Source organism: Streptomyces sp. NPDC101237, assembly GCF_044767465.1.
Lineage (GTDB): Bacteria > Actinomycetota > Actinomycetes > Streptomycetales > Streptomycetaceae > Streptomyces > Streptomyces gramineus.
The window spans coordinates 264,662-280,980 of the sequence record NZ_JBIWNY010000007.1; the positions used below are offsets into that span (position 1 = coordinate 264,662).

Consider the following 16,319-nt stretch of genomic DNA (forward strand, 5'->3'; position numbering starts at 1 on the left):
TCATGGTGCCTGGTAATAGGTGGGATTGATGCTCGCACGGTAGGCACTGGTCAGGTACAGCGACTGGATCGACTTCTCGAAGATCTTGAAGGGTAGCTGGATCCAGAAGTCGGCGAATCCCTGGCGGTGGAAGAGCCGGCCGCCCGCGCTCATCACGAACACGTTCTTGACCAGGCCGGTGGTGGCGGCCGTGGTGACCGAGGCGGCGGCGTTGATCCCGCCCTCCCAGACCGCGTCCCCGCCGTGCAGCTTCACCGTCTGCCCGTCGGCGTCGGTCACCCCCCACACGGCCGCGTTCATGCTGCCGTTGACCCAGCCGGACAGCGCGCTGCTGAGCACACCGAACGAGAAGTCGTAGGTGCCGCCCCGCCAGCGGGTCGGCGTCTCGTTGCCCGCCCACTCGTTGACCCAGGTCTTGTCGTGGTTCATGGGACGCCGGGTCCACGGCTTGCCGCCGTCGATGTTGGCGACACCGGCCTTGAGCGAACCGAGCTTCTCGAACCCGAGGGCCCGGTTCTCGTGCACCGCGGTGGTCAGACCGGTCTTGACGGTCGCGCCGACCGCCGCGTTCGCGAACGACTTGAGCGCGTCCTTCCCGGTGAACGGCTTGTTCTGGACGGCGGCCACGATCCCGTTGACGGCCAGGTTGGCACCGAACTCCAGGATGAACTCCTGGCCGAACTCCAGCGCCGCCTTCTTCGCCAGGCTCCGCCAGTACGGCTCGTAGCGCGCCTCGCGCAGCGCCGCGTCGCCGTTCGGCAGGACCGTGCCCGACCACGGCATGCGCTGCGCCTCACGGGTGGTGCGGCCCCAGCCGCGGATCTCGGTGAGCGGGCCCCGGAAGTCGTACTCGTTGCCGGTCAGCCGCATCCGGCCGAAGCTGTCCCGTTCGAAGACCAGCCCGTTGTCGGTGCGCTGGGCGATCAGCTCGCCCCGGTCGCTGTACCGGTTCCACTGGCCGCGCCAGGAATCGGTCTCCAGGAAGCCGGTGCCCTCCGCCTTCCGCTCGCGGACCACACTGCCGTGGTCGTACTCCTTCCACACCGACCCCGGCGTGTTCGCCGCGGTGTCGTACGTCCGCACCCGCACCGGACCGCCGTTGTGCACCGGGGTCTCGCGCAGGACGGTCGGCGCCGCGCCCTGCCCGGCGCCGGGCAGCTGGTCGCGGAAGTGCCGGGAGCCGGGCGCCCACTGGTCGTGCCAGGCGCCGCCGTGCCACCAGCGGCGGGACTGGTTCGCCAGGGCCGGGTCCAGGGCCGTGCCGTCCCGCCGGAAGGCGTTGGCGTTCCACCGGCCGTCGGCACCCCGCCAGGAGTCCACGTAACCGCCCGAGTCGAGCATTCGGCGCTCGCGGACCAGCCGTCCGTTCGCGTCGAAGTCCCGGTAGGAGTCGTCCCAGGGCAGCCGGGAGTCGGTGGAACCGCGGAAGTGCTCGCGCCGCCCGCCGGCGACCTGGACGTCGTTCGCGTCCAGCTCCCGCCAGGTCCAGCGGCCGGAGTCGGCGCGGCCCGAACCCTGGACGACATGACCCGGCCGGTCCGGCATCGCGTGGCTCTGGCCGACCAGGTTGCCGTGCGCGTCCCGCTCGACCCAGCGCCGGTCCGCCGGCAGCCCGGTGTACTCCCTGACCACCCCGTCCGGCAGTCCCTCGCGGGCGACGTGGGTGGTGCCGCCCGCGTCCTGGTAGACGTCCTGCCAGAGCCTGCCCGCCGGGTCGCCCACGAGCCGCTCGCGGTAGCCCCGGACGGCACCCGCCTGCCAGGGCTGGTCGGCGGGGTGCGCCGGGGCGTGCCCGGGACGGCCGGCGTGGTCGCCGACCTTCAGCGAGGTGCCGTCGTGCAGTTTGCCGCTGAACCGGGCGAAGCTCCCGTCGGCGGCCAGGTCCAGCGCGCTGCCGTCCATGCCGACGTAGCGCACACCGGAGGCGGTGACGGTGCCGTCGTGCGCCTCCCTGCTCCAGGTGAACATCTGGTAGGTGTCGTCGCCGCGCACGTGCGCGTACGGCGGCCGGGTGTGCTCGGCGCCGGTCAGCCAGCGCGTGCGCACCCAGGTCGGCGGGCGCTGCTCGCGCCAGCGGTCCGTGGTCAGGAAGCCGTCGCCGAACGCCTCGCGCCTGCCGACCTCCTTGCCGTGCGGGGAGTGCCGCTCCCAGGTGCCGCGCAGGGTGCCGTCCGGGTGCATCGCGGTCTCCTGGTACTGGCCGGCCCGCTCGGGCCACTCGGCCGTGCCCCACTGCCGCTGCGCGACGTCGCCGCCTGCGGTGCGGTCGGTCCAGCCGCCGCCGAGGTGCTCACGGGTCCGCGGACCGGAGGCGAGCTCCCTGCCCGCGCCGTCGTAACGGTGCCAGGTCCAGCCGTCGCCGTGGTCGACGCCCAGGGTGTGTCCGGCCCGTCCGTCGAACTTCTGCAGCCCGTCCCGGTACTCGCGCACCGTGCGGCCCCAGCCGTCGGTGTCCCGCCAGCCGGTGCCCGCCGTGTCGTAGTGCCGGCTGCCGGTACCGGCCGGGGTACCGGTCTCGTCCCAGCGCACCCAGTGGGTACGGGGGTTGGTGCGGGCGAAGGCGATGGTGTCGGTACGGCGGAAGGCGTCCACCGCGTCCTGGGCGGCGCCGGGCAGCACCCGCCGCTCGAAGACCGGCACCCGCGCCTTGGTCGAACTCAGGAGGCGGACGTGGCCGCTCGCGGCGCCGGACAGGTCGGCGGTTCCGTGGTGGAAGGAACCGGCGGCCGTCGGCGTCCCGTCCGAAGCGGTCCGCTCCCAGGTGCCCGCGGTGTGGTCGACGACGTACCGGAAGTTCGTGCGCCGCCCGTCGTCGAGCACGTTGAAGCCCTGCCGGGCCGGGGTCCCGTCGGCGGCCAGCTCCAGGAACTCGCCGTGCCGCGGACGAGCCGGGTCGTTGAACGCGATCCGGGCGGTGCCGTCGGGGTTGCGGACGGCGTCCCAGTGCGCGAGCCTGCCGCCCGCGCCGTCCTCCAGCCAGGCCCCGGGGCGGGCGGCGGTGGGCGGGTCCACGACCAGGAAACGGCCGCCGTGGCCCGCGGGCAGCGGCGTGCCGGTCGCCGTGACGGCGCCGTGACGGTCGTACCGGGTGAACGAGCCGTCGGCCAGGGTGGTGCGGTGGCCGCCGCCGGGCAGCGGGACGCTCTCCTGGACGAACCGGCCGGTCGCCTGGTCGAAGCCCTGGCGGGCGCCGCCGGCCGCACCGACGTCGATCCGGCCCGCCGCCGGATCGAGGGTGACCACGCGCGCCGGGTCCGGGGTGAAGGTCCCGTCCAGCCAGCGCGGACCCGCGCCCAGCGGCCGGTCCAGATATCCGGCCGGCGTTCCGTCGCGTCCGGTCAGCCGCAGCCCGTCGCCCGCGTAGTCGCCGTCGGCGCCGAAGGTGCGGTAGCCGGTGTCGTGGCCGGTACGGAAACCGCCCTGGTTCGGAAGCGCGGTGACGGTACCGGGCAGCACGTTGCCGTCCGCGTCGGTCAGCCGGTGACCGCCGGCGCCGTCGGGCTCGGCGAAACGAGCGCCGCGCGGCCCGCCGGCCGGGTCGGCCAGCGCGGTCGAGGTGCTCACCGGGCGGCCCTGGACGTCGTACAGCACGGACTCGCCGGTGACGTCGTCGATCGTGCGCGGCCGGTTGCCGTCGACCGCGACCACCCGCTGGGGCAGCGGCTGCCCCGCCGTGTCGGTGAGCAGATGGCCGCCCGCGCCGTCCGGTACGAGGATCCGGCCGCCGCGCGCGTTGACCGCCGGGTCGAACAGCGCGAGGCCGGTGTCCCGGTACCCGCCGTCGGCCGCGAACCTGCTGGTCGCGCCGGTCGTCTCGTCCGTCAGCCGGAATCCGGCGCCGCCGGGCAGCGCGGTGACCGTCCCGGTCTGCCGGGCACCGGCCGCGTCGGTCAGGGTGAAGCCACCCGTGCCGTCGCCGGCCAGGAACAACTGCCCGCGCGCGCCGTGCGGGGCGGTCAGCGAGACACCGGTCTCCTGGAGGCGGCCCTGACCGTCGTGGCGTACGGACACCCCGGTCGTCTCGTCGGTGACCCGGACGCCGTTCCCGTCGCCCAGGTGCTGCACCCGCAGGTCCAGACGGTCGCCCGCGAGACCGGTGACGTGGACGTCGCCGTCCGCGGTGACCAGCACCCGGTCGGTGCCGCCGGGTACGCCGTCGCGGCCGGTGAGCTGGACACCCTCGTCGAGCCGCAGGCCCAGCGAGTCCACGCGGTGGGTGACGCCGGTGTCGAGGTGCGTGATCCGCGCCGCGCCGTCGGGCAGCGGGAAGGCCGTCAGCCGGTCGGCGCCGGGCCCGTGCACCGTCAGCTCCTGGCGGACGCCGTGGCCGTCGAGGCCGGCGTGCAGCCGCAGGCCGGTCGGCTCGCCGTCACCGCCGTACAGCGGCATCTCGTGGGCGATCCGGTCGCCGTTCACGGTGTACGTGTCGACGGAGCCGGACGGCGTGTGCCGGACGTCGAAGCCGCCGTCCGGCCGGGTGGCGACGGTGCGCGTCGGGTCCGGGTGCAGCTGCTGGTCGAGCACCCGCAGGGTCACCGCCTGGTCCTGACCCGTGCTCCGCTCGATGACCAGGCCGTTCGGTCCGGACACGCCCGAGTTGTTGAGAGGGATCTGTTGGACGGTGTGCGGGACGCTGTCCGGCAGGGTGTTGAGCTTGCCCGCGCCGAGCGTCGCGCCACGCTCGGTGGCCGCCCTCTCGATCTCGTGGATCCGGGTCTCGATCTCGGCCGGACCGACGCCGAGGTCCTCAAGGTTCGTGTAGGCGGCGCGGAACCGGTCCTGGGCGGCGACCAGTTCGTGGTTGAGCTGGACGTCGTACGCGCTGACACCCCGTGAGGTGCTCGCGCCGCCCGGCGCGCCGCGCAGGTCCTCGACCCGGTTCAGCTCGGCCCGCGCGGACGACAGCTCGACCCAGGCGTCCCGGATCGGCCGGCCCTCGCCGCCGAGGAGCGCGTCGAACCGCGCCCGGTCCTCCTGCCACAGCCCCTCCATGGGCTGCCGGGAAGGCACGGCCGGGCCCTTGCCGTGATGCGGCAGGGCGGGTGCGGCGGGGCTGGTGTCGTCCTCCGGACGGAACGGTGCCGCCGGTGCGGTGGCGCCGTCCGGCCGGGGCGGGGCGGCGAGGGTGGTGTCGGCGGTGTGCGGGAGCGGCGGGGTGCCGTCCAGCAGGCTCAGGGCGTCGTTCTGCCGCCGGTCCCGCGCGGAGCGGTCCAGGCCGTCGAGCGCCGTTCGGAGCCCGGTCCGGGTGTCCGGGGTCGTGCCGCCGTCCGCGAGGGCGGTACGGATACGGCCGGCGAGCCCGTCCCCGTCGCCGCCGAGCCGCCGGACGTCGTCGAGCAGCCGGTAGGCGCGCGCCTCGGCGCGCGCCTGACGCAGCAGGTCCTCCACTCCGGGGCGTCGCACCGAGACCGGGCGGTCCCGCAGGAAGCCCTGCGCCGCCTCGGCCACGGTGTCGAGCGCCTGGGCCCGGCGCGCCAACTGGTCGGCGGGGATGTCGTGGAAGTCCTCCAGGGCCCGGTCGACGAACCGGATCTGCGAGCGGGCCCGGATGCCGTGCTCCCGGTACGTGTTGCGCCGGAAGGCGGCCCGGTCGAGGAGGTCGGCGGCGGGCGCGTGGGAGGTGCCGGGTGCCGCCGTGGCGGTGGTGTCGCCGGTCCGCCGGGGCGACCCGAGCAGGTCGTCCAGGGCGGGGGCGCCGGGGCGGTTGCCGTCCCGCGGGGGCAGCACCGCGAGACCGCCGTCGTCACCGTGGCGCGGCACGACGGGGTCGACGTCGTCGAGGTGTACGACGGCCGCGTCGGTGTCGGTGGGGTGCGGCGGGGTGGTGTCGGTGTCGGTGGGGTGCGGCGTGCGTGTCTCGGGGTCCGCGAGGTGCGGTTCCGCACCGTGGTGCGTGACGTCGAGGTCGTGCGGGGCAGGGGACGGGATGTCCGTGCCGGTGCCGTGCGGGGCCTGGGCGCGGGTGTCGAGGGGGTGCGGTGCCGTGCCGTCCGTGGTGAGCGCGGGGGACCTCGTGTCGAGGCCGGGCGAGGTGGGGGTGGGGGACGGCTCGGCGTGGGTGGAGGGCACGTGGACGTCGGCCGTCGTGGACGGCGGTGGCGCCAGGGTCCCGGTGTCGGCCTTGGGCGGCAGCAGCAGCCCCTTGCCCTGGTCGGTGAGATGGAGGCCGCTTCTGTCGCCCCGCACCAGCCCCGCACTCCTGAGCCCCTCGAACGCCGAACCGAAGGCGTCCTTGCCGAGCCCGACCGCCTTCTGGGTCTGTGCGTCCCTGCGGGAGTCCTTGAGAGGGCGGGTGCCGTCCGAGTTGGCCAGTACCCGGGCCATCTTCTTCATGTCGTCGGTGATTCCCGGAACGGCGTCGAGCGCGTCCTCGGCCGCCTGCGGAAGCGGCCTGAAGTCGGGACCGTCCGTCACCGCGGTCGAGGACGAGGTTCCGGCACCCTGGCTCCTGCCCGGCCTCGGCTGTGTCTTCACCGCGTCGGTGTCGGGCTGGCCCCTCAGCGCGTCGAGACGTCCGTTGACGGTGTCGAGGAGCTTCACCCGCTCGTCGAGCAGGCCCTTGGCCATCTCCTTGCGTGCGCCCTGGGCGATGTCGTGGAACTCCTGGGTCAGCTTCACCGCCTGCTCGGCGAGGGGCTGCGCCTTGTTCAGGTTGTAGCGCTGTGCCTTCCTGCTGTTGCTCGCGACGGCGTTGTCGGCCTGGCGCAGCTTGTCGGACGCCTCGTCGAACGCCTTGCCCGCGGCCCGCGCGGCCGGGTCCACCGTCCCGTCGGCGAGGTACCGTCCGTCGCCCTCCGCGTCGTGGACCGCGAGCGGCTTCGGCCACTCGGACCCGACCCGGCTCTCGAACGGGTTGATCGGCAGCCCGGAGCCGAACTTCGCCTCGGGCCGGTACAGCTTGGAGACGACGGCGCCCATCTTCTCCACGTCGACCGTCCCCTCGGCGAGCCGCAGGACGTCGTCCATGAAGCCGCCGCCGATGAGATGCACCTCGCGCACCACGGACAGGGCGAGCGCCTCCTGCACGTGCGCGCCGTGGAAGACCTCCTGGTCGAAGGAGACCGTGCGGGACCCGCCGCCGCCCGGGTACTCGTAGGTCCAGCGGGCCCGCTTGCCCATCTCGTCGAAGCCGTCGTCGTACTTCGCGCTGCGGACGGTGTCGTCGCCGAACTTCAGGTCGCGCATGGTGTCGCGGTCCAGTGGGTGCAGCTGGTCGTGGAGCGAGACCCAGCCGCCCTTCTCCTCCAGGACCTTGGCGTCGAAGACGAGCGTGGTCGGCCCGTAGCGGGTCGCCATCGGCTTGTCGCCGGCCTCCATGCGGAAGAAGACGAAGTCGTCGTTGCCGAGGTTGGAGGTGTTCTTCGCCGAACTCTTGCCGGAGGCCAGGAACCTGATACCTCGTCGGGCGAGGTCGCCCTGGGAGGACATCACGCCGCTGTTGGCGATGGCGTGGTAGGCCGGAGTGGCGTGCTTGATCCGGTAGGGCAGGTTCTCCAGGCTGTCCAACAGCTTCTCGAACCGGGCGCGTTCGGTCGTCGGCAGGCCGTCGAGCAGGCCGCGGACGTCCTGCCGCAGTTGCGTGATGTTCCGCTCGGACAGCTTCTGCACGAACTGCGTCTGCTGCGCGGCGGACAGCTTGTCGAAGTCCTCGAAGTCGTCGAAGACCTGCTTCCACTGGGCCTGGGAGCCGGGAAGTTCGGCCTTCCACTGGAGGCCGCTGGGCACCTCGGCGTACGCCCGGTCGGTCCGGAAGCGGCGGGCGATGGCGGGCATGTCGCGCTGGAGACGGGTGATCGAGGCCTCGGTGCCGATGAAGCCCTTCAGCGCGATGGACTCGTAGGGCTTCGCGGCCGTGACGGCCTCGTCGACCGTCCTGGCGAGCTGGTGGGCCACCGTGGAGACGGGGGCGTGCTCGTTGCGCAGGGTGTAGACGCCGCCCAGCTCGGCGGCGTCCTTGACGAAGCCCTGGAGGGACGAGTCGAGGGTGAGGGCGGCCTCGTCCAGGGTGTGGGCGAGGGCCTGGAGTTCCTGCGGGCTCTTCTTGCCCGCGACGACCAGGTCCTCCAGCCGCTGCGTGAGCGCGCGCAGGTCGCGCGACTGCTCCAGGATCTCCCCGCCGGTCCTGATGAACTGGTCCGCGCGTGCGGTGCCGGGCGCGCGGCGGGCCTCGGCGTCCAGCCGCAGCGCGTGCTCCTGGAACCGCAGGGCCCGCCGGATGTCACCGGCGCCGGCGAACTGGTCGACCAGCAGGTTGAGGTCGCGCTGGGAGAGGCGGCCCTCGGTGAACGCCTGTGTCATGGCGTCGTCCAGCCGCACGGAGACCTGGGACGCCTCCTCGTTCGCCTTGGCGAGGGCGGTCTCCATCCCAGGGCGCTGCTTCGCCGTGGCGTTGGCGAGGTTGATCTCGGCCTGGTGCACGCCGCGCTGTGCCTCGGTGTGCTCGCCGAGGATCGCCGCGAGCCGCCGCGGCGGCGTCAGGTCGGCGGCCGCCTCCGTCTCGCTGTGCGGGGTCGGGCCGGAGTGGACGGGCGGGGGAGTGGCGTCGTCGGCGGGCAGCGAGGTGCCGCCGAGCAGGCGGGGCCGTTCCGTGAGGCTGAGCTGTCGCAGGTCGGCGAGGTCGGCTTCCATCCGGGCGGGGTCGACGCCGAGTTCGGACAGGCGGTGGTGCGTGGCGTCGTACTGTGCGCGGGCGGTGTCGACGTTCTCGCGGGCGCGGATCTCGGCGGGGGTGGGACCGTGGGAGCTGCCGGCGTGGCCGTTGTGGGGCAGCAGGTCCTCGGCCCGGCCGAGGTCGTAGCGTGCCTGGACGTGGTCCCGCCAGGCGTCGCGGCGGGCGCCGCGCAGGGGGTCGTCCAGGTCGCCGAAGAGCGCGTCGACGCGCCGGCCGTCCCGGAACCAGGCTTCCTCGATCTGGGCCGGGGTGAGCCGGGATCCATGGCCCGGCAGTTCCTGGCCGCCGGTGTGCGCGCTGTCCTGGTGCGGCCTCGGAGTCGTGGTCGGCGTGGTGTCCGGCATGCCGTGGGCCGGGCTCGGGACCGAGGGGCTGGTGTCCGGGACGTGGGACGTGAGGCCGTCGGCGGTGAGGGCGGGGGGCGTCGTCTCGGCGCGCGGCGGCAGGAACAGCCTGCGTCCCTCGTCCGTGAGGTGGAGGCCGTCGGTCTCGCCGCGGACCAGTCCTTGGCCGGACAGGTTCTTGAACGCCTTGCTGAAGGCGTTCCTGCCCAGTTCGACGGCTTCCGTGGTGAGGGTGCCGTTGCTGGAGTCCGACAGGGCCCGGAAGCCGTCCGAGTTGGCGAGTGCGCGGATCATCTTCCGCATGTGGTCGGTGATCCCGGGGACGGCGTCGAGCGCGTCCTCGGCCGCCTGCGGAAGCGTGCCGAGGTTCGGGCCGTTGGGCGCCGCGGCCGACGAGGACGTTCCGGCGGGCTGGTTCCTGCCCGGCTTGGGCTGCGCCTTCGCACCGTCGGGCCGGTTTCCGCCCTTGAGGTCGTCGAGGCGGACGTTGATGTCCTTGAGGAGCTGCTCACGCTGGTCGAGCAGGGTCTGCGCCATGGCCTTGCGTTCGCCGACGGAGGCCGCGTGGAACTCCTGGGTCAGCTTGACCGCCTGCTCGGCGTGCGGCTGCGCCTTGTTCAGGTTGTAGCGCTGCGCCTTGGTGTTACCGCTCTTGAAGGCGTTGTCCGCCTGCCGCACCCGGTCCGAGGCCTCGTCGAACGCCTTGCCGGCGGCCCGTGCCGCCGGATCGACCGAGCCGTCGGCCAGATAGCGTCCGTCGCCGTCCGCGTCATGGACCGCGAGCGGCGACGGCCACTCGCTCGTGACATGGCTGCCGTGCGGGTTGATCGGCAGCCCGGAGCCGAACTTCGCCTCGGGCCGGTACAGCTTGGAGATGACCGAGCCCAGCTCCTCCGGGGTCGCCGTGTCGGCGAGCAGCCGGAAGACGTCGTCCTTGAAGGCACCTCCGATGAGGTGCACCTCGCGCACCACGGACAGGGCGAGCGCCTCCTGCACGTGCGCGCCGTGGAAGACCTCCTGCTCGAAGGAGACCTGCCGGGTCCGCCCACCGGAGTACTCGTACGTCCAGCGGCCCCGCTTGCCCACCTCGTCGAAGCCCTCGTCGTACTTCGCGCTGCGGACGGTGTCGTCACCGAACTTCAGCTGGTTCATCGTGTCGCGGTCCAGCGGGTGCAGCTGGTCGTGGAGCGAGACCCAGCCGCCCTTCTCCTCCAGGACCTTGGCGTCGAAGACGAGCGTGGTCGGCCCGTAGCGGGTCGCCATCGGCTTGTCGCCGGCCTCCATGCGGAAGAAGACGAAGTCGTCGTTGCCGAGGTTGGAGGTGTTCTTCGCCGAACTCTTGCCGGAGGCCAGGAACCGGACGCCCCGTCGGGCGAGGTCGCCCTGGGAGGACATCACGCCGCTGTTGGCGATGGCGTGGTAGGCCGGAGTGGCGTGCTTGATCCGGTAGGGCAGGTTCTCCAGCTTCTCCCGCAGCTCCTGGAACTTCAGGCGGTCCGCCTCCGGCAGGTCCTTGAGCAGGCCGTCGACGTCCGCGCGCAGGTCCGCGATGTTCTTCTCGGACAGGCTGCGCACGAAGTCGTGCTGCTGGGACCGGGACAGCTTGTCGAAGCCGTCGAAGTCGTCGAACACCTTCCGCCACTGGGCCTCGGTCCCGGGCAGGACCGCCTTCCACTGCTCGCCGGTGTGCACGTCGCCGAACGCCTGGTTCTCGCGGTAGCGGCGCAGCAGGTCGGGGATGCCGCGCTGGATCCGCTCCACGGACGCGTCGGTGCCGAGGAAACCCTTGAGGACGAGGCCGTCGCCGGGCTTCGCCGCCTTGACGGCGTCGTCGACCAGCTCCGCGAGATGGTGGGCCACGGCGGCGACGGGTGCGTGCTCGTTGCGCAGCGTGTAGGTGCCGCCGAAGCGGGCGGCGTCGGTGACGTGTCCCTGGAGGGCCGCGTCCAGGTCCTTGGCGGCCTGCTCCAACCCCTCGGCCAGTCCCTTGAGTTCACCGTGGGGCGTGGTGCCCGCGCTGACCAGGTTCTCCAGTTCGTTGGCGAGCCGCCGGACGGTCACCGACTGGGACTGGATCTCGCCGCCGGTCCTGATGAACTGGTCCGAGCGCACCGGGCCGTTGCCCGCGCCGCGGGAGGCGGCGTCCAGGTCCTGCGCGTGGGCCTGCAGCTTCCGGGCCCGTCCGATGTCGCCGGCGCCGGCGAACTGGTCGACGAGCAGGTTCAGTTCACGCTGGGAAAGCAGACGGTTGTCGAGTTCGTGCTGGAGCGCCTCGTCGAGTTCGCGGGTGGTGTCCTTCAGCTTGGTGTTCGCCTCGGACAGGTTGGTCCTGGCCTCCGCGATCTTGTCGGCGTCCTTGCCGGTCTGCGTCTGCTTGATCTCCGCCTGCTGCAGGTCCTGGTGGGCCTTGGTCTGGTCGGCGAGGATCTCGTTCAGCCGCCTGGGCGGTGTCACCGAGGCCGCGCCGCTCTCGCCGTGGGCGGCGGGGACGGCGCTCGCGGGCGGGGGAGTGGCGTCGTCGGCGGGCAGGGAGGTGCCGCCGAGCAGGCGGGGCCGTTCCGTGAGGCTGAGCTGTCGCAGGTGGGCGAGGTCGGCTTCCATCCGGGCGGGGTCGACGCCGAGTTCGGACAGGCGGTGGTGCGTGGCGTTGTAGCGCTGCTGGGCGGTGTCGACGTTCTCGCGGGCGCGGATCTCGGCGGGGGTGGGGCCGTGGGAGCTGCCGGCGTGGCCGTTGTGGGGCAGCAGGTCCTCGGCTCGGCCGAGGTCGTAGCGTGCCTGGACGTGGTCCCGCCAGGCGTCGCGGCGGGCGCCGCGCAGGGGGTCGTCCAGGTCGCCGAAGAGCGCGTCGACGCGCCGGCCGTCCCGGAACCAGGCTTCCTCGATCTGGGCCGGGGTGAGCCGGGATCCATGGCCGGGCAGTTCCTGGCCGCCGGTGTGCGCGCTGTCCTGGTGCGGCCTCGGCGTGGTGTCCGGTGTGGCGCGGGCCGGGCTCGGGACCGGGGTGTCCGGACGCGAGCCGGGGTGGACCGGGGCGGGGAGTTCCCTGCCCCAGGACGTGGGGGTCGGCAGCGAGCTGAGCAGTTCGTTGTTGTGGAGGACGTGGCCGCGCAGGTCGGCGGCGAGGTCGTTGAAGCCGGTGCCGCTCCACTCCTTGGCGAAGGTGCGCTCGCCGCCGGAGATCGTGACGGAGACGGCGTTCGTGTCCGCCTTGTGGGTGACCGTGATGGTCATCTCGTCCGCGTAGCCGGGCCGGCCCACCGTGAACGTCCTGACATCCGGGCCGTCACCGCCCTCCCGTACGATCGCGTCGCCCAGGCCCTCCCAGCGGCGCATCGCGTCCTGCCCGAAGGCACGGCCGAAGTCCTCGAACGCCTCGCCCGAGTGGAGTCCGGACCACTTCTCGTTGATGAGCCCTTCGAGCTGGGTCTCCGGGATCTGCTCGGCGCGCACCGGGACGACCGTGATGCCGTTCTCGACCCGGGCGGGCCCGGTCCGCACCAGCCGGGTCGGCGCGAGGGTGACCTCGCGCTGATCCTGGTTGAGGGCGATGGCGTCGTCGGCGGACCTCTCGTACCCCGGCGGATAGGCCATGGAGAACTTGCCGTGGTCGGCCGGCACGTCGATCTCGAAGACGACCCGGTTGCTGTTGACGCCGTTCTTCGCCCATTCCGCCTGGAAGGTGAAGTCGTTGGACGTCGAGGCGGGCAGCCGTTCCACGAACACGTCGGCCTGGGCTGCCCGCGGGTCCATGGACACGCCCCGCCAGACCGTCATGCGCTGGTTGGGACCCTCGAACATCAGGTCGCCGGCGATCTTGTTGAACTGCTTGACCTTGGCGACCAGTCCGCCCTCCAGCGCACTGGGGTTGACGAAGCCCCCGTAGCCCTTCTTCGAGGTGAAGGCGCCGCCGATGACCCCCTGCATGAACAGCTTGGTCTCGTTGTCGGTGGCCGCCCTGCCCATGTGGCTGCGGGTGGCGTGCGCGGCGGCGTCCCAGCTGTCCGCGTGCGCGCCGACGAGTCCGGTCGGGCGCGGGGGCAGGGTGACGTCGGGGGTGGCCGAGCGCAGCAGGTCGCCGGTGGAGCGGCTGTAGACATGGGTGCCGGTCGTCGAGGCGACGACGATCTCGTCGTCGCCGCCCAGCTTCGCCGGCCAGGTGCCGACGCCGTCGCTCACCGGGTCCACGGTCCTGCCCGCGACCTTGACGCTCACCCCGCCGAAGGGGCCGTCGCCGAACCGCACGGTCTCCTCGGCGAGGCGGATGCCGCCCAGCCGCCTGAACGTCCAGCTGTGCACCACGGTGCCGCCGACGGCGTCCAGCTGCCGTACGACGAAGCCCGTGCCCAGCTTGTCCACGGAGAACAGGCCCGACTCGACCGCGCCGCCGTGCAGTTCGGGCGCGCCGCCGCGCGGTGCCTTGACCGCGAGCTCGTGGTTGCCGGGGACCTTGACGACGTTCGGGTCCTTGAGCAGCGCGTCGAAGGCGCCCGTGGTGTCGGCGGTGTGGACGGCCGGCGTGGGCGAGGAGTGACCCGGCAGCGGGGTGTGGGCTCCGGGCGGGGCCGGCGCGGTGTGGGCCGGCAGCGTCTCGGGGAGGTGCGCCGAGGTGCCGTTCGCCGATCCGGCCAGGCCCTTGTCGGCGTCCGTGTGCGTGGGCGTGCCGGCGAAGGCGGGGCTGTCGGCGGGGCGGGCGCTGCGCCCGGTGTCGACGAGATCGAGGGCGGCGCTGTTGCCGTGCGCGCCTCCCTGTCCGAAGCCGCCGGGGGAGGCGGGCGCCGGGTCGTGCGGGCCACCGTTGCCGGTGAAGCGGTCGGGGCTGCCGGCGTTCCCGGGGCCGGTCGTGAGCCGGTCCGGGGTCGTCACGGACGCCGGGTTCGTGGTGAGGCGTTCCAGACCGGCCGGAGGCGTGGCGGGCGTGGTGTGCGGCAGTTGCTGCGGCCCGGCGGGGTGCGGGGAGCCGGGGCTCTGGACCAGTTCGTCCAGGTGCAGCCGGGTCTGGTTCGCCGACAGGGCGCTGGTGGTGCGGTCGGCCAGGGCGTTGCCGGTACCGGGGGCCACCGGGGTGTTCGGTGTGCTGTGGCGGGTGCCCGCGAGCAGGTCGAACGCCGAGTTCCCGGTGTCGAGGCTGCCCGGCACGCCGTGCCCGATGCCGGTCGGCGACGGGTGGCTCACCGTGGTGGGGCCGGTGAGCAGGCTGTTGGGGGCGGTCACGTCGTGCGGGGCACCGGGCGTCGGCGTCGAGTTCAGCGCCGTGTGCGCCAGGTCGGTGCCGGGGGTGCCGGTCAGCGTGGTGTGGGCGGCGCCGATGCCGGGCGTGCCGGGGGCGTGCACGGTGCCGACGCCCGGGTTCCCGGTGAGCGCGGCGTGCACGGAGCCCACGGCCGGGCTTCCGGTGGAGAGGTCGCCGACGGTGCCGGTGACCGGCGGCGGGGTGGCGTGCGTGCCGGTGAGGACGATGGCGCCGGGTACGTGGTTGGCGTTGTGCGCGCCGCCGGGCAGCAGCACGTCGGCGCTGGACGTCAGGTTCGCCGGCGTCGGGTGCAGACCGGTGAGGGTGGTGTGGGCGCCGCCGGGGACGGCCGTGGCCGGCGCGTTGGTGAGGCCGTGCGTGGTGCCGGGAACGCCGGCCGACGCGGGCACGTGGAGGCCGGAGGCGGTGGTGACCGTCGGCGTGGCCGCGCTCACGCCGACCTCCGAACGGCCGCCCAGCGCGCCGAAGTTCTCCACGTGGACGTTGGCGAGCTGCACGTGGGGCATGTCGACCAGCGCGTCCACCGTGCGCGCCGCGTGCACACCGAAGTTGCCGCGGTGCGCGATGGCGCCGACGTCACCGAGGTTCAGGGTCGGCGGCCGCAGGGTCGAGGTGACGTCCAGGTGCGGGCCGGGCAGGTTGAGATCGAGGTTGCGGATGCCGCTCTGCCCCGGACCGGCGCCGAACCGCACCTGGTCCAGCTGGATGCGCGGCATGTCCACCAGGGCGTCCACGCCGCGCGGGTCGATCGGGACCGAGCTGATCGTGCGGCCGATGCCGCTGGTGATCGGGGCGCCGAAGACGTGCTGGCCGAGCACACCGCGGTCGAAGAGGCTGATCCGCAGGGCGCGCGCGAAGCCGTACTCGCCGATCTCGGCCGCGTCCACCGGCAGGAAGATCCGCAGCCACTTGGTGCCGCCGAACTCCTGGCCCACCCAGGTCTTGGTCGCCTGCCAGCCCCGGGAGAACGTCTCGGGCAGCCCGCGCACGAACCCGGGGATCCCCTTGATGCCCTGGACGATGGTCAGGCCGGCCGAGTTGACCCCGCGGCCGATGATGCCGGGCAGGTTGTGGATGCCGTCCAGCACCCACAGGCCGCCCTTGTAGACCCAGGTGCTGCCCAGTTTCACCAGGTCCCGCAGACCGAGCAGCAGGGTGGTGGGGCGGAAGCCGTTGGTGAACAGGTTGCGCAGGGCCTGGAAGGTGCCCCGCGCGATGTTCGCGAAGCCCTTGGCGAAGGCGGTCGTGCCGACGCCCTTGATGATCTGGAAGATCGGCAGCGCCTTGGTGGTGGGCGCCAGGATGCCGAGTCCGGCGAGGAAGAGGTCGAGGAAACTGGCGTCACCGTTGGCGAAGTCGACGATCGTCTTGATGAAGAGCGTCAGGTTCACGCCGAGGGCGAGCAGCGCGATCGGACCGCCGAAGATCAGCGCGGGCACGATCAGGATGATCGCCAGCCACTGGAACGCCTCCCAGAAGATCTGGCACTTGGAGATCGGCAGCTGGATGTTGGAGACGCCCGAGATGCTGCCCGCCGCCGCCGAGGCGCCCTCGCCGTGCTCGGTGCCGGCCTGTCGGGCGGTGGAGGCGTAGGTCTCGCGGTCGGGGTCGTCCTCGGACAGGCCACGGCCCGAGTTGAGGGCGCCGTCCGCGCGCGACTGCAGGTCGACGAGCTTGTCCGCCCACGTGGTCAGCGCCGTCGCCGCGCTCTCGAAGGACTGCGCGACGTCCTCGATGTGCCCGCGCAACCGGCCGTTCACCTTGTCCCGGAGCGCGTTCGCGGCCTCGCCGACGAAGACACTGTCACCGGCGGTGTTCATCACCGCGTCGATGGCCGTGCTGATGCGCCGGGCCTCGGATCCCAGGTGGTTGAGCTCGGTGGACAGCGTCCGGATCTGGTCCGGGTCACCCGGCGTGGGGTCGCTGTCCAGCCCGATCGCGTTCCAGTCGGTCGGGCGTGGCATACGGGTTCCTCCCGGCAGCTGCGTGGCTCGGGGCGGTCACTCCCCAATGGACCACGCCGCAGTGCCCGCAGCGGTTCACGTGATCTGGG

General features: G+C 73.1%; 1 protein-coding gene. It reads right to left on the reverse strand.

Annotated features, from left to right (window positions below; all coding sequences use genetic code 11):
- Entirely contained in the window at window positions 1-16,230 is a 16,230-nt protein-coding gene (locus ACIRQ9_RS14265; protein WP_404171610.1) for a hypothetical protein, read from the reverse strand.
- Window positions 16,231-16,319: the final 89 nt, after the last annotated feature.

Excerpts from the sequence above, each read along its gene's own strand:
- ACIRQ9_RS14265 (WP_404171610.1), bottom strand. The coding sequence starts at position 16,230 with ATGCCACGCCCGACCGACTGGAACGCGATCGGGCTGGACAGCGACCCC.